The sequence below is a fragment of the Ralstonia pickettii genome, assembly GCF_030582395.1.
In the GTDB taxonomy this organism is placed as follows: Bacteria; Pseudomonadota; Gammaproteobacteria; order Burkholderiales; family Burkholderiaceae; genus Ralstonia; species Ralstonia pickettii_D.
Map to the genome: position 1 here is coordinate 1,478,185 of NZ_CP104381.1, position 25,278 is coordinate 1,503,462.

A 25,278-nucleotide genomic window follows, 5' to 3' on the forward strand; every position below is an offset into this window, starting at 1 on the left:
CGACCAGCCACAGAACGCCACGCCGGTGCGCCGCATCGGCATGGTGGCCGGCGAGGCTTCCGGCGATTTGCTGGCCTCGCTGCTGCTGAAGGGATTGCACGCACACCTGCCTGCCGACATCGCCTACAACGGCATCGGCGGGGCACGCATGGCGGAGCAGGGTTTCCAGTCGAACTGGCCGATGCACAAGCTGTCGGTCAACGGCTACGTGGAAGTGCTTGGCCAGTTGCGTGAGATTCTCACGATCCGCAAGGAGCTCAAGCAGGACCTGCTGGCTAAACCGCCGCTGGCCTTTATCGGCGTCGATGCGCCGGACTTCAATTTCAACGTCGAGATCGCCATGCGGCAGGCGGGTGTGCCGGTGGTGCATTTCGTGAGTCCGTCGATCTGGGCGTGGCGAGCTGGCCGTATCAAGACGATCGCCCGCGCCGTCGACCATATCCTCTGCCTGTTCCCGTTCGAGCCGGAGATTTACGCCAAGGCCGGCATTCCGGCCACGTACGTCGGGCATCCGCTTGCGGACGAGATTCCGCTGGTGCCGGACGTTGAGGGCGCTCGGACCCGCTTGGGGCTGCCGTTGGGGCGCAAGGTCGTTGCGGTGCTGCCGGGTAGCCGCAGTTCCGAAGTGAAGCATCTGGGGCCGACGCTGTTTGCCGCAATGTCGCGCATGCAGGCGGTCGAGCCGGATCTGGCTTTTGTGCTGCCGGCGGCCAATGCGACACTGCGCGAGCGCATCGATGCCATGCGCGCGGAGCATCCCGGCCTGCATCTGTGGGTTGTTGATGGTCAGTCGCACGCCGCCATGGAAGCGGCTGACGTGATTCTGCTGGCCAGCGGTACGGCCACGCTGGAAGCGGCGTTGTACAAGAAGCCGATGGTCATCACCTATAAGGTGCCCTGGTTGACCGCGCAGATCATGAAGCGCAAAGGCTATCTGCCCTATGTTGGGTTGCCGAACATTCTGTCCGGCCGCTTTGTCGTGCCGGAGTTGCTGCAGGATGACGCGACGCCCGAGGCACTTGCTCGTGAGACGCTGCTGCAACTGAGCGACCATGGCAACGCCACGTTCCTGCGCGAACATTTCACGCAGATGCACCTGACGCTCAAGCAGAACATGGCGGAGATCGGCGCGAAAGTCGTCGTCGATCTGCTGCGCAGTCGCGGTAAGCTTTGAGTCCATGGCTTCCCGCAAACCCAATCCCGATCAGCTTGGCTTGCTGCTCTCGCAAGAGCCGGCAGCCAAGCGTGCACGTCGCATCCTGTGCGGCGTCGACGAGGCTGGACGCGGACCCTTGGCCGGGCCGGTGACGGCTGCAGCGGTCGTGCTCAATCCGCGCAAGCCGATCAAGGGCTTGGCCGACTCCAAAATCCTGACCGCCAAGAAGCGGGAAGCGCTCTACGACGAGATCGTCGAAAAGGCTCTCGCCTGGCACGTGGCCGAAGCCACCGTCGAGGAAATCGATCGCATCAACATCCTGCATGCAACGATGCTGGCCATGCAGCGTGCGGTGCATGGCGTGGCCGCACTGGGCACGCTGCCCGATCTCGTGCAGGTGGACGGCAATCGTTGCCCGCAGGTGGCGTTTGCGGTGGAGGCCGTCGTCAAGGGCGATGCGCTGGTGCCCGCCATTTCAGCGGCGTCCATCCTGGCGAAGGTCACGCGCGATCGGCAGTTGGCCGCGCTGCATGTCGAGTTTCCGCTCTACGGTTTTGACGTCCATGCCGGCTATGGCACACCGCAGCATCTGGCCGCCATCGACCTGCATGGCGTGACGCCGCATCATCGCCGCTCGTTCGCGCCCGTGCGCCGTGCACTGGATGGGATGAGTGCGATCAGCATCGAAACCACCGCTGCAGTCAGCGCCTGGGACGACTGACCTTTTTCTGCTGGGCCCATTCGTGAAGCACATCACTTCCCGCGACAACGCGGTGTTCAAGCATCTCAAGGCGCTTTCGGGCTCGACGCAGCATCGTCGACGCGCGGGGCAATCCGTGCTCGATGGCGTGCATCTCGTCGTGGCGTATCTGGATGCGGGCCACATGCCGGCGCAATGCCTGGTGTCGGAGCGCCATATCCGGCACCCGGAAGTGGCCGCGGTGCTCGATCGCGTCGATCCGGACACCGTCATCCTGCTGGCCGACAACCTGTTTGGGCAACTCACCACCGTCGTCAATGGCGTCGATCTGATGGCCTTGGTCGAGACGCCGGAAGGCAAGTTGCCGCAGACCATTGATGCAGACTGCGTGATCCTGGACGGCATTCAGGATGCCGGCAACGTCGGTTCCATCCTGCGGTGCGCGGCCGCAGCCGGCGTGCGCGATGTGTTCATGACGCCGGGCTGCGCGTTCGCGTGGTCGGCCAAGACACTGCGCGCCGCCATGGGTGCGCATTTCCACCTGAACATCGTTGAGCACTGCACGTTCGAGAGCGTGCATTCGCGCCTGCAGGTGCCGCTGCTGGCAACGTCTTCCCACGCCAAGCAGGCTGTCTTCGATGTGCCGCTCAATGCGCCCGTCGGCTGGGTGTTCGGAAACGAAGGCGCGGGCGTGTCAGAAGAATGGCTTTCCGCCGTGACGACGCCCGTGACGATTCCCCAGCCGGGCGGCATGGAGTCGCTCAATGTGGCTGCCGCGGCAGCGATCTGCCTGTTTGAGGCCGTGCGACAACGCCGCGCGCGCTAAATCTCTCTTTTTTCTGTCGATTACCGGTCATACAGCGTTTTCAAACGCCAGAAAAGTCACGCATTGACTTTGACATTGAGTAATGGAACATTGGGCGCGGCGCCATTGAGCGCCCTCGATACCCAGACTCAAGGAGACCGGCATGCCGAACCCCACCCTGGCGCGCGTCCTTGTCGACGAACTCGTCCAGTTTCGCGAAATTCAGCAGCTTGCTTACGCGTGCGTCGAGGCCGTCGGCGGCACGCTGCGCCCCGGCATGACCGAGAAGGACGCGGCCAAGCTGCTCACCGAGTGGCTTGGCGATCGTGGCGTCCATGACTGGCTGCACAAGCCGTTCGCCTGGTTTGGCGATCGCACCGCGTTCCAGGGTTTTTCGGGGCTGACGCATATGGCCGGCTTCAACCTGGCGTTCTTTCCGTCGTCGCGGCGGCTGGAAGAGAACATGCCGGTCATCCTCGACGTGGCGCCCGTGCGCAACGGGGTGATCGCCGATGTCGGCTATGCCACGTGTCTCGGCGAAAACGCCATCCTCGAACAACTGCAGGATGACCTGATGGCGCATCGCGAGTTGATCGTGCGTTTGATCCGCGAGCGTCGGTCGATGGCGGATGTGGCCCGTGCGGTGGACCAACTCTGCATCAAGCAAGGCGTGGAGCCGCGCCACAAGGCGTATCCGTTCAAAGTGCTGGCGCATCGCGTGGCCAAGCTCGACAGCCCATCGAAGCCGCGTTTCGTTGCGCGCTTCGGGCTGAATGCCACGCGCAGCCTGGTCCTCGACCAGGTGCGAAGCGGCAAGCAGGAAGGCTGGTCGCCGCTGTGGTCGATCGATCGTCGATCCGAACACGCGCCGGTGCCGGGCTTGTGGGCCGTCGAACCGCACCTGGGCTTCCACGGCGTCGGAGCAAAGTTCGAGGAGTTGCTCGTCATTACCGAAGACGACGCCTACTGGCTCGACGACGATCTGCCGCACGTGCGTCGCTGGCAGCAGCGTCAACTCGCGCAGCAGCGCGCTGCCTGACGCACGCGGAGGCCCAGATGAAAACGCTTCTTGAAGAGGCCCCCCTGGCGTTGTTCGAATCGCCCGCAGCGGTTTCGCCCGACGACTATTCGGAGCGCACGGTGCAGTCCGGCAGCGTCTCGCTCGCCGTCAAGACCTGGGGCAACCCGGGGCATCCGACCGTCGTGCTGGTGCACGGCTATCCAGACAACAGCGAGGTCTGGCACGAGATGGCACCGCTGCTCGCGCGCGACTACTACGTCGTTGCCTACGACGTGCGGGGCGCAGGCCGCTCCAGTTCGCCCAACGGGATGCGCAATTACACCTTCGCGCGGTTGACCGACGACTTCATCGCCGTGATCGATGCGCTAAGCCCCGGCAAGCCCGTGCACTTGATCGCGCACGATTGGGGTTCGATCCAGTCGTGGGAATTCGTGACGGAGGCGCGCCTGAGCGGGCGCATTGCGTCATACACGTCGTGCTCGGGGCCGTGCCTGGATCACGTCGGGCACTGGATGCGCGCGCGGCTGCTGCGGCCGACGCCGTCGTCGCTGGGCAAGATGTTGGGGCAGCTCGTGCGCTCGTGGTACGTGCTGCTGTTTCATTTGCCGATCGTGCGGGAGCTGAGTTGGCGCCTGTGGCTTGGGCGCGCGTGGCCGCGTGTGCTGCGTCGTGTGGAAAAGACCGCCATCGTGCCGCGTCCGACCCAGACGGCTGATGGCGTGCGTGGTGTCTCGCTGTATCGCGCCAACTTCATCCGCAGTCTGTTCACGCCGCGCAAGCGGGTCGCGCATGCGCCGGTGCAGGTGATCGTGCCAACGCTGGATAAGTACGTCAGCCCAGCATTGTCAGAAGACCTTTCGCGCTGGGTGCCGCAGTATTGGCGCCGCGAAGTGGTGGCACGGCATTGGTTGCCGGTCACGCATGCCGCACGCATGGCGGAAATGGCTTGCGAGCTGATCGAGCATGCCGAGGGCAAGCCGGAATCCGAAGTACTGCAACGCGCGCGTCAGCATGGCGAGCGCAAACCGCTCTCGGGCAAGCTGGCCGTCATCACGGGCGCTGGCAGCGGCATCGGTCGTTGCGCGGCGCTGGAATTCGCGGAGCAAGGCGCAGCGATTGTCGCCGTCGACATTCGTGCCGAAGACGCACAGCGTACCGCCACACTCATCCGCCTTACCGGCGGCAAGGCGTGGGCGCGTACCGTCGACGTCGGCAACGCCGAGCAGATGGAAGCCCTGGTCGATTGGGTCGGCAAGGAACTGGGTGGCGCCGACATCGTCGTCAATAACGCCGGCATTGGCATGGCGGGCGGCATTGTCGACACGTCCGAGCGCGATTGGCAACGCATCCTGCACGTGAACGTGTGGGGCGTGATCCATGGCGCCCGGCTGTTCGCCAAGCAGATGGTGGCGCGCGGGCAGGGTGGGCACATCCTGAACATCGCATCGGCAGCGGCCTTTGCACCATCGCGCGATCTTGCTGCCTATGCGACGACAAAAGCCGCGGTGCTGATGCTCTCCGAATGCATGCGCGGCGAGCTGGCCGGACAGGGTATTGGCGTGTCGGCCATCTGCCCCGGTTTTGCAGAGACCGGAATCATGGCCTCCACGGTCTACAGCGGCACGACCGAGGCACAGCAGGCGCAACTGCGCGCCCGCGCGACCAAGCTCTACCAACTGCGTGGCCTCAAGCCCGAGACCGTCGCGAAAGCGATGTTTGGCGCGATCCAACACAACAAGCCTGTGGTCACGATCGGCATCGAGGCGCATTCGTCACGCTTCATTTCGCGCTATGCGCAATGGCTCGGCAGGCTGATCGCGCGCGTGAGCATGGCCGGGCATTGAGCCCGCACAAACAAGAACATCCGGAGTCCACCATGACCGCGCCCGATTACTTCATCAAGGCCCGCCACGTCCGTTTCGACTGGAAGGACACGCCTATCCAGTGGATTCCCGGCGATCCGTCCAGCACGCACATCATCAACATCCTGAATCTGTTGTTTCCAGCCGGCGAGTTGTGGTTCTGCCGCGTTTACAACAAGGCGCTGCCGCTGATTACCGACGCGAAGCTGCGCGCCGATGCCGAGGGCTTCCTGCGTCAGGAGGCGGTCCATTCGCGCTCGCATGGCGGCGTGCTGACGCATTACTACAAAGACCACGGCATCGATACCCAGCCTTTCACCAAGCGGCTCGACTGGCTGTTCTCCAAGGTGCTCGGCGAACAGCCGCTGGGGCTGAAGATCGGTCACACGCGTTTCTGGCTGCGACAGCAACTCGGCATCATCGCCGCACTCGAGCACTTTTTCGGCTATCTGGGCAATTGGGTGCTCAACGCAAAGGGGCTGGACGCCGCCCACGCCGATCCCGTCATGCTGGACTTGTTGCGCTGGCATGGCGCGGAGGAAGTCGAGCACCGCACGGTCGCGTTCGACATCTTCCGGCACATGGGCGGCACGTATCTCGAACGCTGCTTCCATATGCTGACCACGATCCTGTTGCTGCTGTACTTCTTGGTCACCGGCTTCCGCTTCATGCACAAGCGCGATCCGGGCGCGGGCAGGTTTCCGGGCTTTGTCCGCGGCTGGTGGCATGGCTCGCGGCGTAACTGCCTGCCATCGTTCTGGAAAATGCTGGGCGCCGCCCTGCGCTATTTCCGGCCCAGCTATACGCCGCATCATGAAGGCTCGACCGAGCAGGCGCTGGCCTACCTCGAAACGTCGCCGGCAGCGCAGGCCGCGGCGCACGGCGGCAACTGGGTGCGTGACCGCGCCTGACTGGCTGGGCGGCCGGCAGAAAAACAAGGCAGAAAAACAAAACGGCCGGTGCAATGCCGGCCGTTGTGTTTGCGGGGCGATGCCACGCTCAGTAGTTGTTGTGATCCATCTTGATGTCCTGCAGGATCGTCGTGGCAATTTCCTCGATCGACTTGTGCGTGGACGACAGCCACTTGATGCCCTCGCGCCGCATCATCGCTTCGGCTTCGTTGATCTCGTAGCGGCAATTCTCCAGCGCGGCATATTTGCTACCGGGCCGACGTTCATTGCGGATTTCCGACAGGCGTTGCGGGTCGATCGAGAGCCCAAAAATCTTGCTCTTGTAGTCATACAGCACCGACGGCAGCTTGCCGCGCTCGAAATCGTCCGGGATGAGCGGGTAATTGGCCGACTTCACGCCGTATTGCATCGCCAGATACAGGCTGGTCGGCGTCTTGCCGCTGCGCGACACCCCCACCAAAATCACATCCGCCTCGGCCAGGTTCTTGTGTGACTGGCCGTCATCGTGGGCAAGTGAAAAATTGATCGCTTCGATCCGGTTTTTATACGCCTCGGTGTCGGCGTTCTGGTGAAAGCGGCCGATGGCGTGGGTGGACTTCAGGTTCAGTTCCTTCTCGAGCGGCTCGATGAAGGTCTGGAACATGTCCAGGATGGTGGCCTTGGCCCGATGGACGATCTCGTTTGCCTCGGCATCCACCAACGTGGTGAAGACGATCGGCCTCACCCCTTCGGCATGAAATGCTTCGTTGATCTTTGCGACTGCAACATGCGCCTTGTCGATCGTGTCGACAAACGGGATCCGCACCTGGCGGAATTTCATCTCAAACTGCGCCAGGATCGAGTGGCTGAAGGTTTCTGCGGTGATCCCGGTGCCATCCGACACGATGAAAACGGTCCGGAACGGTGTCCGGTTGGGGGATGCGGAGGCGAGGTCGGTCATTGAAAACGAGGGGTTTTTCCAGCACGCCGGCAGGAAATCGTGCTGCGGCACGGTAGAATAGCGGCGATCGTTTAGCTAAGCAATTCGGGCCAATCGCCTGCCAGGCGCTGCCGCAGCGGCAATCCTGGCATGGCTTCCGGAAGGTTTAGCCAAGCGATTCGTACGGCCAGACGACAAGAAGAACGCTCCGTGCGCATCCGACCGGTTTTTCACTTAGTTTAGGGGCTTGTATGACTAACCTGTCGCAAGACGGCGCCTATGTGCTGCCGTTCGAGCAATTGCGGATGGCCGATGTCGAGGTCGTTGGCGGTAAAAACGCATCGCTGGGCGAGATGATCTCCCAGCTGGATGGCGCCGGCGTGCGCGTTCCGGGCGGTTTTGCCACCACGGCGCTGGCGTTCCGCGATTTCCTTGCACACAACAACCTGACCGAACGCATCTCGCAGCGTCTGGCCAGCCTCGACGTCGACGACGTTAAGGCGCTGGCTGTCGCCGGCAAGGAGATCCGCGAATGGGTCGCCACCGCGCCGTTCCAGCCGCGTCTGGAGCAAGAGATTCGCGAGTCGTACGCTCGCGTCGCGGCCCGCGAAGGCGCCGAGGCATCGTTCGCGGTGCGCTCGTCGGCCACGGCGGAAGACCTGCCGGACGCTTCGTTTGCCGGCCAGCAAGAGAGCTATCTCAACGTGCTCGGCATCGACGACGTGCTCGATAAGATCAAGCACGTGTTTGCGTCGCTGTACAACGACCGCGCGATCTCCTATCGCGTACACAAGGGTTTCGCGCATGACGTGGTCGCCCTGTCGGCGGGCATCCAGCGCATGGTGCGCTCGGACTGCGGCGCCTCGGGCGTGATGTTCACGATCGACACCGAATCGGGCTTCCAGGATGTCGTTTTCATCACCTCCAGCTACGGCTTGGGCGAAACGGTGGTGCAGGGGGCCGTGAACCCTGACGAGTTTTACGTCTTCAAGCCGACGCTGGCCGCCGGCAAGTACCCGATCATCCGCCGCTCGATCGGTTCCAAGCTGATCAAGATGGAATTCACCGCGCCGGGCGAACAAGGCCGCGTGAAGACGGTCGACGTCCCGGGCGAACTCCGCAACCGCTACTCCATCAACGATGCTGACGTGGCGGAGCTGGCGAAGTACGCCGTCATCATCGAGAAGCACTACGGTCGCCCAATGGACATCGAGTGGGGCAAGGACGGCAAGGACGGCAAGATCTACATCCTCCAGGCTCGCCCGGAGACGGTGAAGAGCCAGGCACACGGCAAGGTCGAGCAACGATTCCGCCTGAAGGGCTCGGCGCCGGTGCTAACCACCGGCCGCGCCATCGGCCAGAAGATCGGCACGGGCCCGGTGCGCGTGATCAACGATCCGGCTGAAATGGAACGCGTGCAGCCGGGCGACGTGCTGGTTGCCGACATGACCGACCCGAACTGGGAACCGGTGATGAAACGCGCCTCGGCCATCGTCACCAACCGTGGTGGCCGGACCTGCCACGCGGCCATCATTGCGCGTGAGCTGGGTGTGCCGGCGGTGGTCGGCTGCGGCGATGCGACCGACCTGCTGAAGGACGGCACGCTCGTGACGGTTTCGTGCGCCGAAGGCGACGAAGGCAAGATCTACGACGGCCTGCTGGAAACCGAAATCACGGAAGTCCAGCGCGGCGAAATGCCGACGATCAGCACCAAGATCATGATGAACGTCGGCAACCCGCAGCTCGCGTTCGATTTCTGTCAGATTCCGAACGGTGGCGTGGGCCTGGCCCGTCTGGAATTCATCATCAACAACAACATCGGCGTTCACCCGAAGGCCATCCTCGACTATCCGCAAGTCGACAGCGACCTGAAGAAGGCCGTGGAAAGCGTGGCCCGTGGCCATGCCAGCCCGCGTGCGTTCTACGTCGACAAGCTGGCCGAGGGCATTGCCACCATCGCAGCGGCCTTCTATCCGAAGCCCGTGATCGTGCGCCTGTCTGACTTCAAGTCCAACGAGTACAAGAAGCTGATTGGCGGTTCGCGCTACGAGCCGGACGAAGAAAACCCGATGCTGGGCTTCCGCGGCGCCTCGCGCTACATCGCCGAAGACTTTGCAGAAGCCTTCGAGATGGAGTGCCGTGCCATGAAGCGCGTGCGCGACGAGATGGGACTGACCAACGTCGAAGTGATGGTGCCGTTCGTGCGTACGCTCGGCCAGGCTGAGAAGGTTGTCGAGCTGCTGGCCAAGTACGGCCTGAAGCGCGGCGAGAACGGCCTGCGCCTGATCATGATGTGCGAGGTGCCGTCCAACGCGATCCTGGCTGAACAGTTCCTGCAGTACTTCGACGGTTTCTCGATCGGTTCGAACGACCTGACGCAGCTCACGCTCGGCCTGGACCGCGACTCCGGCATGGAGCTGCTGGCCAAGGACTTCGACGAGCGCGATCCGGCGGTCAAGTTCATGCTGCAGCGCGCCATCTCCACGGCGCTGTCGATGAACAAATACGTCGGCATCTGCGGTCAGGGCCCGTCCGATCATCCGGATTTTGCCGAGTGGCTGGCGAAGGAAGGCATCTCGTCGATCTCGCTGAACCCGGATTCAGTGGTCGACACATGGCAGAAGCTCGGTTCGGCGTGAGCTTGAACTAGAGCGTTACATCGAATGTCGTAAGACGAGGCGCGTATCATGACGGGTGCGCGCCAACAAGAACGCAAAGTGCCCGCTGGCGTCCGACGCTGACGGGGGCGGAGCGACATGCCCCCGTAGACGAACAGCGTCGCGGGGGTTTTTTCATGGGATTCAGGGGGACGGAGTATGTCGGCTCAGACCGTCTGGTTTTCGCTGGCCGTGCTGCTCGTCATCGGCGAGCTGATGACGGGGACCTTCTATCTGCTGATGGTGGCAATCGGATTGGTCGCCGGCGGCCTTGCCGCGCTGATCGGCCTCGCATTCCCTGCGCAGGCGATCGTTGCCGCCATCGTGGCGGTATTCGGCATCGTCGGGCTGCGGCGTACGCGCTACGGGCGCGTCACGCGCGAAAATGCCGCCCGCAACCGCAACGTCAATCTGGATATCGGCGAGACGTTGCGTGTCGATGCCTGGTCACCCGAGCGGCGTGCACGCGTGCAATATCGCGGCGCGGCATGGGACGTCGAATTGGCGCCAAATGCGCCGGCTACCGTCGGTGAATTCCGGATCGTTGAAGTGCGCGGCAACGTGCTCGTCGTCACGCCGAAATAGCACGCAACTCGTAGCCAAAACAACCAACAAGCTCAACCACGGAGGTTTTATGTTCGAGCTGGGGACTCTCGCCCTCATCGTCCTGTTTGCTGCCATCGTGCTTATCGCACAAGGCATCAAGATCGTGCCGCAACAGCACGCCTGGATTCTGGAGCGGCTGGGCAAGTATCACGCGACGCTCTCGCCGGGGCTGAATATCGTGCTGCCTTTTGTCGATCGCGTTGCCTACAAGCACGTGCTCAAGGAAATTCCGCTCGACGTGCCGAGCCAGATCTGTATCACCAAGGACAACACGCAGCTGCAGGTGGACGGCATCCTCTACTTCCAGGTGACCGACCCGATGCGGGCTTCGTATGGATCCAGTAACTTCGTGATCGCCATCACCCAGCTCGCGCAGACGACGCTGCGCTCGGTCGTCGGCAAGCTGGAGCTGGACAAGACGTTTGAAGAGCGCGACTTCATCAACCACAGCGTGGTCAACGCGCTGGATGAGGCGGCATCGAACTGGGGGGTGAAGGTGCTGCGCTACGAGATCAAGGATCTGACACCGCCGAAGGAAATCCTCCACGCCATGCAGGCGCAGATTACGGCCGAGCGTGAGAAGCGTGCGCTGATCGCCGCATCTGAAGGCAAGCGCCAGGAGCAGATCAACCTGGCATCCGGTGCGCGGGAGGCCGCCATCCAGAAATCAGAAGGGGAAAAGCAGGCCGCCATCAACAGGGCACAGGGTGAAGCGGCGGCGATCCTGGCGGTGGCTGAAGCCAACGCCCAGGCGATCCAGAAGATCGGTCACGCCATTCGCACCGAAGGGGGCATCGATGCGGTCAACCTGAAAGTGGCGGAAGAGTATGTGAGCGCGTTCGGCAACCTGGCGAAGCAGGGCAACACGCTCATCGTGCCGGGCAACATGGGCGACCTGAGCACGATGATTGCGTCAGCGTTGACGATTGTGAAGCAGCAGCGGCCGGGCGCGTAAAAGTCGGGAAGCGAGACGGCTCAGGCCTTCTCGCGCATGAGGCGCGCTTTTTCGCGCTGCCAGTCGCGGTCTTTCTCCGTTTCGCGCTTGTCGAAGAGCTTCTTGCCCTTGGCGAGGCCGATTTCGCATTTCACGCGGCCGCGCGTGTAGTGCAGGTTGAGCGGCACGAGCGTGTAGCCGCGCTGCTCCACCTTGCCGATGAGCTTCTTGATCTCTTCGGCGTGCAGCAGCAGTTTGCGGGTGCGCACGGGGTCCGGATGGACATGCGTGGAGGCCGATTGCAGCGGGCTGATATGGGCCCCGATCAGGAACAGTTCGGCGTTACGGATGACGACGTAACCTTCCTTGATCTGCGCACGGTTGGCTCGGATGGCTTTCACCTCCCAGCCCTCGAGAGCCATGCCTGCCTCGTAGCGCTCTTCGATGAAGTAATCGAAAAAGGCCTTCTTGTTGTCGGCAATGGTCATACGTTGGAATATGCGGTGCGCGCATCGGGGTGATGAACCCTCCATGCGCTGCGATAAAATGGCGAGTTTAACAAATCCGCCGCAATCCCAACCGGGGCGCGGCGCGCAAAGCTTTCGGATGACGCATGGCAGACGTTGAAAAAACCGTGTTGATTGGCTATTCGGCCGAACAGATGTTCGACCTGGTCACCGACGTCAAGGACTATCCGAACTTTCTGCCGTGGTGCGGCGGCGTGGAAATCTACGAGCAGACGGAAACGTCACTCGACGCGCGTGTCGATATTGCCTTCAAGGGCATCCATCAGTTCTTTCGCACGCGCAACGTGCAAACGCGCCCCACCCGCATTGATATGACGTTCGCTGACGGGCCTTTCAAGTCGTTCACCGGTTTCTGGATCTTCACGCCGCTGCGCGCGGATGCCTGCAAGATCAACTTCCATCTGCATTACGAATTTTCCAGCGTGATTCTGGAAAAACTCATTGGCCCGGTGTTCAGCATGATTGCAAACACCTTCGTCGACTCATTCGTCAAGCGCGCCGAGGCCGTGTATGGCGAGTCCTGATTCCAACACCGTGATCGACGTGATGGTCTGCTTGGCGACGGTCACGCCGCCGCGGCTCGTCAACGTGCAAGTGCCGGCGCAGGCGACGGTGGCCGACGCAGTGCGCGCGTCGGGCTTGCTCCACGGCTTGGACCTGACCATCGATACCTGCAGGCTGGGCGTTTACGGCAAGCGCAAGACGCCGGATGCCGCATTGCATGCGCGTGATCGGGTGGAAATCCTGGGCCCGTTGATCGCCGATCCAAAAACGGCTCGCCGGCGGCGTGTGCAGAAAGTGCGGGCCACCGGCACGCGCGAAGGCCTGAAGTGGCTGCGCAACGAGGCGCCGCCAAAAGACGACGTCCTCGAATAACGATCCGTCAGCTGCAGTTGGCGCTCAGGGCTGCCTGATTGCGCTGCACGGCGGCGGCACGCTGATTGTCATCTAAATACGCGATCGAACCGTCCGGTTGCACCGAACCGACGCGGCGGCCATCCTGCATATACGTGGTTTCGTTGCGCAGACGTGCGCATTCGGCTTGTTTGCGCTGCGCCGCCTCTGCCTGCCTGGCTTCGTCCTGTTCCTTCTTGGCGCGGTCGGCCAGGCGCTTGCGCAGCTCTTCGTCGGGGTTGGAGGCCGCGACGCCAGAGGCTGGCTGGCCGGGTTTGGCAGTCGCGCCTGGGTCCGCTGCCTTGACGCCCGAAGCCGGCGCGGAAAGCGCTTCGTAGGCCGTGGCCGTACGGCTGTTCGGGTTGCGGATGATGCGGCTGGGCGGTACCGACGGCGGCGGTGCGGCGTCGCTGTAGACCATATGGCCCTTGTCGTCGCGCCATTGCCAGGCCCATTGCGCCTCGGCAATCGGGCAGGCAAGGGCGATCAGGGCGGAGGTGGCAGGCAACAGGACGTGCAGTCGTTTCATGAAGTTCTCGTTCGTGGACTGCCGACGGCGCGCTGGCCGACCCGACGACGGCCCCTCGACGCGCACGGGAGCCCGGTGGCGTGAGCGCCACTCGCCAATCTACGCCGACGGCCTGGCTCGGCCTGTCGACTCGCCCCCCGGCAAGGCGCCCAGTTTATGCAGACTTGTCGTTGGCGTGCAAGCGCACCGACCAGCCGACGCCCAGGATCAGCAAGGCGATGGCGGCGATCTCGAGCGGGCGGGGCCAGCGGCCGTCGTACACAAAGCCATATGCCAGCGCAAACAGCGTCTCGAATACGATCATCTGGCCCGACAGCGTGAGGGGCAAGCGCCGCGAGGCGATGTTCCACAGGTTGTTGCCGATCAGCGACGCGCCGAGCGCCACGGCAGCGTTGACCGCCCAGAACGTGCCCCAGATACGTCCGCCGGTATGCATCCAGCCTGTGCCGACCGTGAGCAGCGCGGCTGTCGCGAGCGCGGCCGACAGCATGCCGCTCGAAATGCCGTACAGGGCTGACCATTCGTTGCTGGAGAAATGCGGGTTGCGCTGCAGATAGCGGGCGTTGTCCACGGCGTACCACGTCCAGCTGCAGAGCGCGCCGGCCGCGCAGGCGATGCCGGCAATGCGCTGCCAGATCGGCCAGACATTGGCCGCCGCGGCAGTGGCCTGATGGCCAAACAGGTCGACGTTGATGCAGACGATGCCGGCAGCCACCACGAGCAGCGGCCAGATCAGCAGGGAAAGCGGCACGGCGCCGTGGTCGCGCCGCCCCAGCACCGTCACGGTGATGGGCAGGATGCCGATGATCAGCGAGGTGGGCGCGACTCCAGCCAGTTGCACGGCAAAAGCCAGAAGTACGTAATAGACAAGATTGCCGCTGCCGGATTGGCGGGCGAGCGCCAGGCAATCGGCGCGGGTCATCTTGCGGGCAATGCGAGGAAGGATCGGGCCGGCGGCAATGGCGGCGATGACGCCGTAGGCGAGGTAGCGGCCGAGGGTCAGTTCCCACGGTGAAAAGGCGGGCAGCGCGCGGGGCGCAATAAAGACCATGCCCCACATCGCCCCGGCCAGCAGGGCGCACAATACGCCGATTCCCATTCGAACACTCGCGAGGCTGATTCTGCGCGGCCGCTGGCGGCGCAGGGCGCTGGAGATGCGTGCGCGAAGAAAAATTTATCGAGCATAGCACGGGTCTCTACAACCGTGGGGCGAATTCCCGTATAATCCGATTTTGCGCCTAGAGGAAATTGCTATGCGTCTTGTCCAGAAAGCACTCACGTTCGATGATGTGCTGCTCGTCCCGGCCTACTCGGCCGTCCTGCCCCGCGATACGTCCCTTCGCACCAAGCTCACCCGTTCGATCGAACTCGCCATTCCGCTCGTCTCCGCCGCCATGGATACGGTTACGGAAGCGCGGCTCGCCATCGCCATGGCGCAGCAAGGTGGCATCGGTATCGTCCACAAGAACCTGAAGCCGGAAGAACAAGCGCGCGAAGTCGCCAAGGTCAAGCGCTTTGAATCGGGCGTGCTGCGCGACCCGATCACCATCGGTCCGGACATGAAGATCCGCGACGTGATGGCGCTGTCGGCCCAGCACGGCATCTCGGGTTTCCCGGTGCTGGAAGGCAAGAAGGTGGTGGGCATCATCACCAACCGCGATCTGCGTTTCGAAGAAGAACTGGACGCCCCGGTGCGCGCCAAGATGACGCCGAGCGAGAAGCTCGTCACCGTCAAGGAAGGCGCTTCGCTGGAAGAGGCCAAGCGTCTGATGAACAAGCACCGCCTCGAGCGTGTGCTGGTGGTGGGCGAGGCTTTCGAGCTGCGCGGCCTGATCACCGTCAAGGACATCCAGAAGGCCACCGAATATCCGCTGGCGTCGAAGGACGAACGCGGTTCGCTGCGCGTGGGTGCGGCGGTGGGCGTGGGCCCGGATAACGATCTGCGTATCGATTTGCTGGTCAAGGCCGGCGTGGACGTCATCGTCGTCGATACCGCGCATGGCCACAGCCAGGGCGTGCTGAACCGCGTGCGCTGGATCAAGGACAACTACCCGCAGGTGCAGGTGATTGGCGGCAACATCGCCACGGGCGACGCCGCCCGGGCGCTGGTCGACCACGGCGCGGATGGCGTCAAGGTCGGCATTGGCCCGGGTTCGATCTGCACGACGCGGATCGTCGCCGGCGTGGGCGTGCCGCAGATCTTTGCCGTGTCGAATGTGGCCGAGGCGCTGAAGGGCACCGGCGTGCCGCTCATCGCTGACGGCGGTATCCGCTACTCGGGCGATGTGGCCAAGGCACTGGCTGCGGGCGCACACACCGTGATGATGGGCGGCATGTTTGCCGGCACGGACGAATCGCCGGGTGAGGTGTTCCTGTTCCAGGGGCGCTCGTACAAGAGCTACCGCGGCATGGGCTCGGTGGGCGCGATGAAGGACGGCGCTGCCGACCGTTACTTCCAGGAAGACAACACCGCCAACGTCGACAAGCTGGTGCCCGAAGGTATCGAGGGCCGCGTGCCTTACAAGGGCTCCGCGTTGCCGATCGTGCATCAACTCACGGGCGGCGTTCGCTCGTCGATGGGCTACTGCGGGTGCGCCTCGATTGCCGAATGGCACGAGAAGGCCCAGTTTGTCGAGATCACCGCCGCAGGTATGAACGAATCGCACGTGCACGACGTGCAGATCACGAAGGAAGCGCCGAACTATCACCGCGACTGATCGCTTGTCGATCTTCGCAAACAAGATAGAAGGCAAGCAGTACTGCCGCCGGGGCGCGCGGGTGCCCCGGCTGAATCAACCGGTGGCCGAAGCACGGGCGGCCGCCCGCAACTGGAGACGATGATGAAAGCGCTTTTGCGACTCGTTCTGTTTCTGGATGCGGCTGTCGCACTGTGCGTCGGTCTCGTCCTGCTGGCTTCACCCCTGACGTCCATCTTCGGCGCGCTGCAATTGCCGCAGCCGGAGCCGGCGATGTACGGCCAACTGCTCGGCGTCACGCTGATTGGCGTGGCCTGGCTGCTGTGGCACGCCACCGTCAACGGGCAATTGACCACCGCCGTCGCGCAGGTGGTCGGTCATGTGAACCTGGCTGTTGCCGTGCTGGTGATTGCCTGGCTGCTGTTCTTCCACCTGCCGGTGGACGGCGCCGGCCGCATCTGGCTGCCCACGTTTGCCGCGGTGCTGGCGGCGTTTTCCGCCGTGCAGATTCCCGCCTCGCGCCGCGTGCGCACCAACGAGCGCGTGCGCGCACAGAAGGCCCGCGAAGACGCCGCGGCTGCGCGCGAACGCGAACGCGCAGAAAAGGCGCAGCGCAAAGAACCTGGCTACATGCCGCCTCCGGGCTACGGCCCCGGCACTGAAGTCGACACGATTGCCGATTCCATTCCTCCACAACATGCACGACAAAGTCCTCATCCTTGATTTCGGCTCGCAGGTCACGCAACTGATTGCGCGACGGGTGCGTGAAGCACACGTCTATTGCGAAATCCATCCGAACGACGTGTCCGACGCCTTCGTGCGCGACTTCGCGCCCAAGGCGATCATCCTGTCCGGCAGCCACGCCAGCACGTACGAAGATCATCAACTGCGCGCCCCGCAGGCCGTGTGGGATTTGGGCGTGCCCGTGCTCGGCATCTGCTACGGCATGCAGACCATGGCCGTGCAGCTCGGCGGCAAGGTGGAGTGGAGCGACCACCGCGAATTCGGTTACGCCGAAGTGCGCGCCCATGGCCACACCCGCCTGCTCAAGGACATCCAGGACTTCGCCACGCCGGAAGGCCACGGCATGCTCAAGGTGTGGATGAGCCACGGCGACAAAGTTGCCGAGCTGCCGCCCGGCTTCAAGCTGCTGGCCTCCACGCCGAGCTGCCCGATTGCCGGCATGGCCGACGAGGCGCGCGGCTACTACGCCGTGCAGTTCCACCCGGAAGTCACGCACACCGTGCAGGGCCGCGCGATGCTCGAGCGCTTCGTGCTGGAGATCGCCGGTGCCAAGCCGGACTGGATCATGCGCGACCACATCGAGGAAGCTGTCAAGCGCATCCGCGAGCAGGTCGGCGATGAAGAGGTGATCCTCGGCCTGTCCGGCGGCGTCGATTCGTCGGTGGCGGCGGCGCTCATTCACCGGGCGATTGGTGACCAGCTGACCTGCGTGTTCGTCGACCACGGCCTGCTGCGCCTGGACGAAGGCAAGATGGTCATGGACATGTTTGCGGGCCGCCTGCACGCCAAGGTCGTGCACGTGGACGCGTCCGAGCAGTTCCTTGGCCACCTGGCTGGTGTGACGGACCCGGAAGCCAAGCGCAAGATCATCGGCCGCGAGTTCGTTGAAGTGTTCCAGGCCGAAGCCAAGAAGCTCAGCAACGCCAAGTGGCTGGCGCAGGGCACGATCTACCCGGACGTGGTGGAATCGGGCGGCACCAAGACCAAGAAGGCAACGACGATCAAGAGCCACCACAACGTGGGCGGTCTGCCGGAAACGCTGGGCCTGAAGTTGCTCGAGCCACTGCGCGACCTGTTCAAGGATGAAGTGCGCGAGCTGGGTGTGGCGCTGGGCCTGCCGCACGAGATGGTGTATCGCCATCCGTTCCCGGGGCCGGGTCTGGGTGTGCGCATTCTGGGCGAGGTCAAGCGTGAATATGCAGACCTGCTGCGCCGTGCCGACGCCATCTTCATCGAAGAGCTGCGCGGTACCAGGGCCACGGCGCAGGACGCTGCCGCTGGCCTGTGCGGCGAAGGCGATGTGGGCAAGAGCTGGTACGACCTGACCAGTCAGGCGTTTGCGGTGTTCCTGCCGATCAAGTCCGTCGGCGTGATGGGCGATGGCCGCACGTACGACTACGTGACGGCGCTGCGCGCAGTGCAGACCACCGATTTCATGACCGCACATTGGGCGCATCTGCCGTACACGCTGCTGGGCCGCGTGTCGAACCGCATCATCAACGAGGTGCGTGGTTTGAGCCGCGTCGTGTATGACGTGTCGGGCAAGCCGCCCGCGACGATTGAGTGGGAGTGAGCTTTGCTCCCCAAATGGAAAGAAGCCCGCATGACGCGGGCTTTTTTTTCCGGTTGCGTGTCTGCGCAAAGAGGGCCGAAAGCGGCGCACTGAGCAATACTTGTTGACACATCCGCGGAACACCTGTAGAACCAATCCCCGCAGGATCTTCAAGCAGTTACTCCGATGTTCTGGGTCGTCACGCCACGCCGTACTTCCTTTGCTCCATGTTTCTTCCTTGATGTCGTGCCTGGTGAGCACAGGCTCATTCAGAACTTTTTAGGATATCCAACATGGAAACCGGCACAGTAAAGTGGTTCAACGACTCCAAGGGCTTCGGCTTCATCACCCCGGACGCAGGCGGCAACGATCTCTTCGCTCACTTCTCTGAAGTTCAGGGCAGCGGGTTCAAGTCCCTCCAAGAGGGCCAGAAGGTTCGCTACGTTGCAGGCGTTGGCCAGAAGGGCCCGGCTGCCACGAAGATCGAAGCGATCTGATCGGTCGTTCATCTGCCAAGAAAAACCCCGCATCGCGGGGTTTTTTTTCGCGGGTACGCGCAAGCGCCACCGAGAGCCCTGCAGTGCGCCTATGCCGCCTGCTTGCGGGGGCGCCGTACCGCGCGGATCTTTCCGGTGCCGCCTCCGCCGCAAAAGAACTGATCGGCGCCATCCGACTCCAGCCCCGACACGTTCATGCCGGCCGGCATGTCAAGCTGTTCCAGCACTTCACCTGTTTGCGGATCGATGTGCCGCAGCTCGCTCGTATCGCCTTCCCAAGTGCCGTGCCAGAGTTCTCCGTCGACCCACGTGACGCCCGTCACGAAGCGGTTCGATTCGATGGTGCGTAAGACCTTGCCGGTGTCCGGATCGATCTGACGGATCTTGCGCTCCCGGTAGTGACCAACCCAAAGCGTGCCCTCGGCCCAGGCTAGACCTGAGTCCCCGCCTGCGCCGGGTGCGGGAATCGTGGCGAGCACGGTGCCCGTTTGCGGATCAATCTTCTGGATGCGGTCTTCGGCGATCTGGAACAGGTGCCGTCCGTCGAACGCGGTACCGGCATGGGCGGGTACGTCAATCGAGCGCAGTGCCTCGCCGCTGTCGGGGTCGAGCGCCTTCAACTGCCCGCCGGCAGCAAACCAGACGTGTCGACCATCGTAGGTCACGCCGCCGACGTTCTCGACGCCAGGAAAGGGGCCATATTCGCGCAAGACTTCGGCGGTGGATCGTTTCATGTGGGGCTCGCTGGATTCGGTTACGCAGTCTTCATCCTAGTCACTTGGCAGCGGGGCAGGGAGTAACAAGGTGGTCGCGAATCCGGGTAACGGCGGCGTCACCCACCGGCGCGCGCGCCCGCGTCCGAAGGACTGCACCTTGCCGGCGGCCGCCAACGCGTCGAGCGCGCGCTGTACGGTGCGCTGGCTGGCGCCGAGCGCCAATGCCAACGCGGAGCTGGACCACGATTCCCCATCGGCCAGGCACGCCAGCACGGCGGCGTATTGCTCGTCGACGGGCTGCGCGAGCACGACGACGCTTGGCGCAGCGTGGGGTTGCAGTGCAAATCCTCGCTTGGTCGCCTTGACCGTGCCCAACGTACCAAGGGCCGTGCGCAAACGACCGATCTCCACGCGGAGGCGCACACGGTGCGAGTCGTCGGGATGCCGGGTGCGGAATGCGTGCGCGATGAGGGCGTCTCGGGGCACGTCTTCAGGCCACGCTTCGGCCAATGCCCGCGCCAGCGTGAAGAGCACGGGCCGCGTCGCAAGTGGGACGACGGCATCGGTCTGCCGAATGGCGAGCCGGCATGCGTCCACCACGAGCGCGTCCGACGCAAACAGGGCTTCGACATCATCAAGGCGCAGCACGCGTTCTTCGCCTCGCGAGATGAGCCGCGCAGCCGGTGCGCTCAAGGCCTGGGCGGCACGTTCCACTTCGGCCGTGAGCGTCGGGATGCCGGCCTGGCGCGCCGCGATATCGGCGTCGTTCAAGGCTGCGCGTGCGGCCCCGGTCTGCAAACGTCGGATGGCAATGCCGGCGACGACGAGCGCATGTGCCGCCCGCAAGACCGCAGGAAGACGCGCCGGGCTTAGCGCGGCGAGCGCGGCTTCGGCGTCGTCCAGGCGGCCCATCAGCAACAGGCGGCGGATGCTGAGATACCGCGCGTGTGCGGCGTTGACGTGATCGCCGTGCGCCTCGAGCGTGGCGCATGCCGTGTCGAGGGTTTTGGCGGGCCAGCCCAGATCGCGCGAGGCGAGAGCGACTTCGGCTTCCGCGACGATGCAGCGTGCGCGTGCCACGGCCTCGCGTGCGCCGAATGCGCGGGCGGCGCGGCGCAGCAGGAGCTTGGCGCGTGCCAGGTCACCGAGCTGGGCCATGGCGATGCCGCGCAGTGCGAGTGCTGGCGCGTCGTCACGCAAGGCGACACGGTTCAGCGCTCCGAATGGGTTACCGGCGGCGAGTGCGCGGGCTGCAGCCGTGATCAATGAATCCATTCGAATCCCGCCACACTTGTCACTCCCGCCGTTTGAGGTCGGCGCCTAATCTAGCACACGACCACTCACCCAAAAACGGAGGCAAGCATGAGTGCAACACACCCGACAGCAACCCGCGCAACCTGGCTGGCAGAGCGCATTGAACTGCTCAAGGCCGAGAAGGAACTCACGCGCCGAAGCGATGAACTCGCGCGCCGCCGGCAGGCACTGCCGTGGGTTCGCATCGACAAAAGCTATCGCTTCGAAACCGAGAACGGCAGCGCGACGCTGGGCGATCTGTTTGGCGGACGTTCGCAACTGCTGGTCTACCACTTCATGTTTGGGCCCGACTACAAGGCGGGCTGCCCCTCGTGCTCGATGATTGCCGACGGCTTCGATGGCTTCGTCACGCATCTGGCGAACCACGACGTCACGTTGATGGCGGTGTCGCGTGGGCCGTTGGCCAAGTTGCTGGAGTACCGGGAGCGGATGGGCTGGAGCTTCTCGTGGGCGTCGTCGGTGGGCAGCGATTTCAACTACGACTTCAACGTCTCGATCACGGAAGACCAGCAGCGCGCCGGCAGCGCCGACTACAACTACGTGCGCGGCAGCCACGTGATGGATGCATCCGAGTTGCCCGAACCCGTGCAGCAGTTCGCCAGCATGTGCGGCACCGATGCGCCCACCTACGTGCGCGACCGGCCCGGCATGAGCGCGTTCGTGCTGGAAGATGGCGTCGTGTATCACACGTATTCGACCTACGCGCGCGGGCTCGACGGCTTGTGGGGCGCATACCAGTGGCTGGACCGCGCGCCGCTGGGCCGCAACGAAACCGGTGTCTGGTGGCGTCGCCATGACGAATACGCTCAGCAGCGTTGAGCTGCCGCGCGAGCATGCTGTGTCCGAGCGCGGCTTTCTGGCCGTCTCGGCATTGCTGTTCATCACCAGCACGACAGCGACGGTGGCATGGTGCAACGCCATGCCGGCCATGAGCGAGATGCCGATGGCCTGGATGCCGATGTGCGGTCAGACATGGTGGGGCTTTGCTGCGTCCTTCATTGGCATGTGGACGGTGATGATGGCCGCGATGATGCTGCCGTCATTGCTGCCGACGCTGCGGCAGTATCGCGGTGCGCTGCACCTGGCAGGCAAACCGAACGTTGATACGCAGACGGCGTTGGCAGGCGCGGGATACTTCGCGGTATGGACGCTGATCGGCGTGATGGTCTTTGCGCTGGGCGCGGCGTTGGCACAGTTCGAAATGACATGGCCTGTAGTGGCACGCGTGGCGCCGCTTGCCAGAGGCGCGGTGGTTCTTGCGGCGGGCGCACTGCAGTTCAGTGCATGGAAGTTGCGCAAGCTTGCATGGTGCCGCCTAGCGCAGACGCCTGGGCGTGCATGGCGATTTGGCTTGGACCTTGGCGTGCGCTGTGCGGCTTCGTGCGCCGGCCTGACGGCCATCCTGCTGGTGACCGGCGTGATGGACGTGCGTGCAATGGCGGCTGTATCAGCGGCGATTACGCTCGAGCGCTTGGCGCCTGCGGGGCAGCGCGTTGCCCGCTGGATTGGCGCTGCTGCCGTCGGGGCAGGATTGCTCTTGATGTTGCGTGCCACGTTGCCCTGAGGCGTGCCGAGTACACGCCTTACATCACCGCGCCAAGCTGCCACGGGACGAACTCGTTGTCGCCCAGACCATTGAGTTCGCTCTTGGTGCGCGTGCCGGAGGCCGTGGCCAGCATCAGCTGGAACAGCGCCTCGCCGGCTTGCGCGATGCTGAGGTGGCCATCGACGATACCGCCGCAGTCATAGTCCATGTCGAGTTCCATGTGCCGATAGAGCGTGCTGTTGGTCGCAAGCTTCAAGGAGGGCACCGGCTTGCAGCCATAGGTGGACCCGCGGCCCGTTGTGAAGCAGATCAGGTTGGCGCCGCCTGCGACCTGGCCCGTGGCAGACACGGGGTCGTAGCCGGGCGTGTCCATGAACACAAGGCCATGTGTCTGGACCGGCTCGGCATATTCATACACGGCCATCAGCCCGCTGCTGCCGCCCTTGGCGACCGCGCCGAGGGATTTTTCCAGGATGGTCGTGACGCCGCCGGCCTTGTTGCCGGGCGAAGGGTTGTTGTTCATGTCCGCGCCGAGCGTACGCGTGTAATGCTCCCACCAGGCCAGCCGGGCCATCAACGCGTCCGCCACGGCAGGGGTTGCGGCGCGCGCGGTCAGTAGATGTTCTGCACCATAGATCTCGGGCGTTTCGGACAGCACCGCGGTGCCGCCGTGCCGCACCAGCAGATCCACCGCGGCGCCCAGCGCAGGGTTGGCGCTGATGCCGGAGTAGCCGTCCGATCCGCCGCATTGCAGGCCCACCGTGAGATGGCTCGCCGGCACAGTGCTGCGTTGTGCCTCGTTCGCGATCGGCAGCATGTCGCGCAGCATGGACAAGCCGGCGGCAATCGCCTCGCGCGTGCCACCTTCCTCTTGGATCGTCAGCGATGAGAACAGCCCCGGTGCGCGCGCCCCGAGCATCTGCACGAGCGGCGCAATCTGGTTGACTTCGCAACCGAGACCAACGATCAGCACGCCGGCAAAGTTCGGGTGATCGGCGTAGCCGCGTAGCGTGCGCTGCAGCAGCGCCAGGCCTTCGCCGTTGCCGGCCATGCCGCAGCCGCTGCCGTGCGTGATGGCGACCACGCCATCCACGTTGCGAAAGGCAGCCGCCTCCGTCTGGGCCGCCTGCACGATATGCCGGCACACGGTGGCCGAGCAGTTCACGCTGGAGATGACGCCAATGAAATTGCGCGTGCCGACGCGGCCATCCGCCCGCACGTAGCCCTCGAATGTGGCGGGTGTGTCGACGGGGACGGTGGCGCGGTACGCGTGGGCAACAGCATGCTGGGCAGACGCGTGCGCCATGCCGATGTTGTGGACGTGCACGTGCTCACCCGCACGGATTGGCGCCGTGGCTACGCCGATGACTTGCCCATATTTGTGCACCGGCTGGCCCACGGCGATGTCGCGCAATGCAACCTTGTGACCGGCGGGAATGGGATCGCGGATGGTCAATGCAGCGTTGAGCGCTGCGCCGGGCGCGAGCGCTACACGGGCGACGGCCACGTCGTCGTCAGGGGCAAGCAGGATGAGGGGAGCGTCGGACATGATGCCTTGCATGTTCAATTCGGATTGGCCAGCGCGGCGTTCAGGCGCGGCTGGGCGAGTTGCAAGCCCAACTGCCGCGTCAACGCCACGATAGGCGCCAGGCGCCGCTGCTTCTTCTGCGCGTGGTTCTGCGCGATGTCGGCCAGGCGATGGGCGAGGTAGGGGTTCAGCAAGCGCTCGCGCAGCAAGACGAGATAGGCCTCCGCTGCGTCGCGCTTGTCCAGCGCCGCGAATACGGGAACGATCTCGTCGCGCCACAGGGCTTCCAGCTCCGGCCGCAGGTGTGGGTCTTCCATGGCCTGCGCGACAGTCAGGTCAGCGGGGTGCGCATCTTCGCGCCACCGCTCCGCCAGGAAGGTGTGGCCCGCGTTGAGCAGAAAGAGCTTGAGGCGCTCGTGATGATCGAGTTCGCCCGTCAGTACGATGGCCGGGTGCGTGCAGGGCAGCACCAGTCCCCGGCGACGCTCGACGGCCCACAGCGCGTACGGTTCAGCCACGGCGCCCACGGGGTGCAATGCCTCGGAGACGATGCGGTCTACGAGCGAGTTGGCCCACACGCAATGTGTGCGCAGCCAGTCGACGAACGTCGCAGGCAGCATCCATTGCTGCGCCAGCGCGCAGACCGTTGCGCACAGCGTGTCGCCATTGCGCTCGATCAGTTCGCACGGAAACAGCGAGAGTGGGGCCAGCGGCTGGCGCAACCAGCGGCCGTGTAGCAGCACGACCAGCTTGGCCGGGAAGCTGCGCGGCACGCGCGAGGGCTCTTGCAGCAAGCTCGCGTCGTCGCGCGGGTCGAGCTGATAGCCCCGGTCCGCCGTGTTCGACACCACCACCTGCACCTGTGTTGCCATGAGCTCGCGCAAGTGATGCCAGTCGGCGTCGGCCTGCAGGGCGCGCTGCACGGCGCGGCAGGTGACAGTCTGGTCAACGGGTGCGCCGTCTCGCAAGCCGCGAATGCGCACCGGATAACCGGCGCCACCGGCAAGCGCCGCCACGCGCGCGGCACTGGCCGGGTTGGATGTGGATTGCACGACCGTGATGCCGCCCAGCGCTTGTCCCGCATCGAGCGCTTCCGATACGAACAAGTCGACGTGCGCCTGCAGAAAGCGGCTCGTGCCGAACTGGAGGATCGGCGCCGTCATG

The 25,278-nt window shown here is 64.1% G+C and carries 25 protein-coding genes; 17 read left to right on the forward strand and 8 right to left on the reverse strand.

From position 1 onward, the window contains the following. Positions 1 to 40 precede the first annotated feature (40 nt). From lpxB to N5B55_RS07155, 6 genes are all read left to right on the forward strand, one after another. Positions 41 to 1,174, forward strand: coding sequence for a lipid-A-disaccharide synthase (gene lpxB, locus N5B55_RS07130; protein ID WP_304539772.1), 1,134 nt, complete (start codon positions 41 to 43; stop codon positions 1,172 to 1,174). A gap of 4 nt (positions 1,175 to 1,178) precedes the next feature. Next, entirely contained in the window at positions 1,179 to 1,877 is a 699-nt protein-coding gene (gene rnhB / locus N5B55_RS07135) for a ribonuclease HII (RefSeq protein ID WP_009238227.1), read from the forward strand. Positions 1,878 to 1,899: 22 nt separating this feature from the next. Further along, positions 1,900 to 2,682 carry a TrmH family RNA methyltransferase gene (locus N5B55_RS07140; RefSeq protein WP_304539598.1) on the forward strand — a complete coding sequence of 261 codons (783 nt, stop codon included), beginning with the start codon at positions 1,900 to 1,902 and terminating at the stop codon, positions 2,680 to 2,682. A gap of 142 nt (positions 2,683 to 2,824) precedes the next feature. Then, the gene (locus tag N5B55_RS07145) at positions 2,825 to 3,700 is read left to right on the forward strand and encodes a M24 family metallopeptidase (RefSeq protein ID WP_304539599.1); all 876 of its coding nucleotides are present in this window, start codon (positions 2,825 to 2,827) and stop codon (positions 3,698 to 3,700) included. A 17-nt stretch (positions 3,701 to 3,717) separates the two neighbouring features. Next, positions 3,718 to 5,526 carry an SDR family oxidoreductase gene (locus tag N5B55_RS07150; protein ID WP_304539600.1) on the forward strand — a complete coding sequence of 603 codons (1,809 nt, stop codon included), beginning with the start codon at positions 3,718 to 3,720 and terminating at the stop codon, positions 5,524 to 5,526. 32 nt (positions 5,527 to 5,558) lie between these two features. After that, positions 5,559 to 6,455 carry a metal-dependent hydrolase gene (locus N5B55_RS07155; protein WP_304539601.1) on the forward strand — a complete coding sequence of 299 codons (897 nt, stop codon included), beginning with the start codon at positions 5,559 to 5,561 and terminating at the stop codon, positions 6,453 to 6,455. A gap of 88 nt (positions 6,456 to 6,543) precedes the next feature. Here the strand turns inward: N5B55_RS07155 and ppsR are convergent, their stop codons facing one another. Then, complete coding sequence (gene ppsR / locus N5B55_RS07160) at positions 6,544 to 7,395, reverse strand: posphoenolpyruvate synthetase regulatory kinase/phosphorylase PpsR (RefSeq protein WP_027677457.1); 852 nt, start codon at positions 7,393 to 7,395, stop codon at positions 6,544 to 6,546. 230 nt (positions 7,396 to 7,625) lie between these two features. On the opposite strand from ppsR, the gene ppsA reads away from it, so the two are divergent. The 3 genes from ppsA to N5B55_RS07175 all read left to right on the forward strand — a co-directional run bounded on the left by ppsA (position 7,626) and on the right by N5B55_RS07175 (position 11,592). Further along, on the forward strand, positions 7,626 to 10,013 hold the full coding sequence (gene ppsA, locus N5B55_RS07165) for a phosphoenolpyruvate synthase (protein WP_304539602.1): 2,388 nt from the start codon (positions 7,626 to 7,628) through the stop codon (positions 10,011 to 10,013). 177 nt (positions 10,014 to 10,190) lie between these two features. After that, complete coding sequence (locus tag N5B55_RS07170; RefSeq protein WP_304539603.1) at positions 10,191 to 10,616, forward strand: NfeD family protein; 426 nt, start codon at positions 10,191 to 10,193, stop codon at positions 10,614 to 10,616. 49 nt (positions 10,617 to 10,665) lie between these two features. Next, the gene (locus N5B55_RS07175) at positions 10,666 to 11,592 is read left to right on the forward strand and encodes an SPFH domain-containing protein (RefSeq protein WP_065854868.1); all 927 of its coding nucleotides are present in this window, start codon (positions 10,666 to 10,668) and stop codon (positions 11,590 to 11,592) included. A gap of 20 nt (positions 11,593 to 11,612) precedes the next feature. On the opposite strand, the gene smpB is transcribed toward N5B55_RS07175, so the two are convergent. After that, on the reverse strand, positions 11,613 to 12,059 hold the full coding sequence (gene smpB / locus N5B55_RS07180; protein WP_009238218.1) for an SsrA-binding protein SmpB: 447 nt from the start codon (positions 12,057 to 12,059) through the stop codon (positions 11,613 to 11,615). 125 nt (positions 12,060 to 12,184) lie between these two features. On the opposite strand from smpB, the gene N5B55_RS07185 reads away from it, so the two are divergent. Together N5B55_RS07185 and N5B55_RS07190 are read left to right on the forward strand one after the other, a co-directional pair. Further along, positions 12,185 to 12,622 (forward strand): type II toxin-antitoxin system RatA family toxin, encoded by a 438-nt coding sequence (locus N5B55_RS07185; protein ID WP_009238217.1) that lies wholly within the window; start codon positions 12,185 to 12,187, stop codon positions 12,620 to 12,622. Continuing rightward, positions 12,609 to 12,974, forward strand: coding sequence for an RnfH family protein (locus N5B55_RS07190; protein WP_154208876.1), 366 nt, complete (start codon positions 12,609 to 12,611; stop codon positions 12,972 to 12,974). The genes N5B55_RS07185 and N5B55_RS07190 overlap by 14 nt, the downstream gene beginning before the upstream one ends. Before the next feature lie 7 nt (positions 12,975 to 12,981). On the opposite strand, the gene N5B55_RS07195 is transcribed toward N5B55_RS07190, so the two are convergent. Together N5B55_RS07195 and N5B55_RS07200 are read right to left on the reverse strand one after the other, a co-directional pair. Then, positions 12,982 to 13,521, reverse strand: coding sequence for a DUF4124 domain-containing protein (locus N5B55_RS07195; protein ID WP_304539604.1), 540 nt, complete (start codon positions 13,519 to 13,521; stop codon positions 12,982 to 12,984). A 154-nt stretch (positions 13,522 to 13,675) separates the two neighbouring features. Continuing rightward, on the reverse strand, positions 13,676 to 14,620 hold the full coding sequence (locus tag N5B55_RS07200; RefSeq protein ID WP_304539605.1) for a DMT family transporter: 945 nt from the start codon (positions 14,618 to 14,620) through the stop codon (positions 13,676 to 13,678). Between the two features lie 154 nt (positions 14,621 to 14,774). Between N5B55_RS07200 and guaB the strand changes: the two genes are divergently transcribed. From guaB to N5B55_RS07220, 4 genes are all read left to right on the forward strand, one after another. Next, complete coding sequence (guaB, locus tag N5B55_RS07205) at positions 14,775 to 16,238, forward strand: IMP dehydrogenase (protein WP_009238214.1); 1,464 nt, start codon at positions 14,775 to 14,777, stop codon at positions 16,236 to 16,238. Positions 16,239 to 16,361: 123 nt separating this feature from the next. Further along, entirely contained in the window at positions 16,362 to 16,940 is a 579-nt protein-coding gene (locus N5B55_RS07210) for a hypothetical protein (protein ID WP_065854881.1), read from the forward strand. Further along, positions 16,915 to 18,534, forward strand: a complete 1,620-nt coding sequence (gene guaA / locus N5B55_RS07215; RefSeq protein ID WP_304539606.1) for a glutamine-hydrolyzing GMP synthase — start codon at positions 16,915 to 16,917, stop codon at positions 18,532 to 18,534. Before N5B55_RS07210 ends, guaA begins: the two co-directional genes overlap by 26 nt. 272 nt (positions 18,535 to 18,806) lie before the next feature. After that, positions 18,807 to 19,010 carry a cold-shock protein gene (locus tag N5B55_RS07220; protein WP_027677448.1) on the forward strand — a complete coding sequence of 68 codons (204 nt, stop codon included), beginning with the start codon at positions 18,807 to 18,809 and terminating at the stop codon, positions 19,008 to 19,010. An 89-nt stretch (positions 19,011 to 19,099) separates the two neighbouring features. On the opposite strand, the gene N5B55_RS07225 is transcribed toward N5B55_RS07220, so the two are convergent. Next, entirely contained in the window at positions 19,100 to 19,744 is a 645-nt protein-coding gene (locus N5B55_RS07225; protein WP_154208888.1) for a Vgb family protein, read from the reverse strand. Positions 19,745 to 19,780: 36 nt separating this feature from the next. Then, on the reverse strand, positions 19,781 to 21,001 hold the full coding sequence (locus N5B55_RS07230; protein WP_304539607.1) for a helix-turn-helix domain-containing protein: 1,221 nt from the start codon (positions 20,999 to 21,001) through the stop codon (positions 19,781 to 19,783). Between the two features lie 87 nt (positions 21,002 to 21,088). Between N5B55_RS07230 and N5B55_RS07235 the strand changes: the two genes are divergently transcribed. Beyond that, on the forward strand, positions 21,089 to 21,859 hold the full coding sequence (locus tag N5B55_RS07235) for a DUF899 domain-containing protein (protein WP_304539608.1): 771 nt from the start codon (positions 21,089 to 21,091) through the stop codon (positions 21,857 to 21,859). Then, positions 21,834 to 22,604, forward strand: coding sequence for a DUF2182 domain-containing protein (locus N5B55_RS07240; protein WP_304539609.1), 771 nt, complete (start codon positions 21,834 to 21,836; stop codon positions 22,602 to 22,604). Before N5B55_RS07235 ends, N5B55_RS07240 begins: the two co-directional genes overlap by 26 nt. Positions 22,605 to 22,623: 19 nt before the next feature. On the opposite strand, the gene N5B55_RS07245 is transcribed toward N5B55_RS07240, so the two are convergent. Together N5B55_RS07245 and N5B55_RS07250 are read right to left on the reverse strand one after the other, a co-directional pair. Next, positions 22,624 to 24,135 carry a UxaA family hydrolase gene (locus N5B55_RS07245; RefSeq protein WP_304539610.1) on the reverse strand — a complete coding sequence of 504 codons (1,512 nt, stop codon included), beginning with the start codon at positions 24,133 to 24,135 and terminating at the stop codon, positions 22,624 to 22,626. Positions 24,136 to 24,149: 14 nt separating this feature from the next. Beyond that, a complete protein-coding gene (locus N5B55_RS07250) occupies positions 24,150 to 25,277 on the reverse strand; it encodes a mannitol dehydrogenase family protein (RefSeq protein WP_304539611.1) in 1,128 nt (375 codons plus the stop codon). Position 25,278 lies beyond the last annotated feature (1 nt).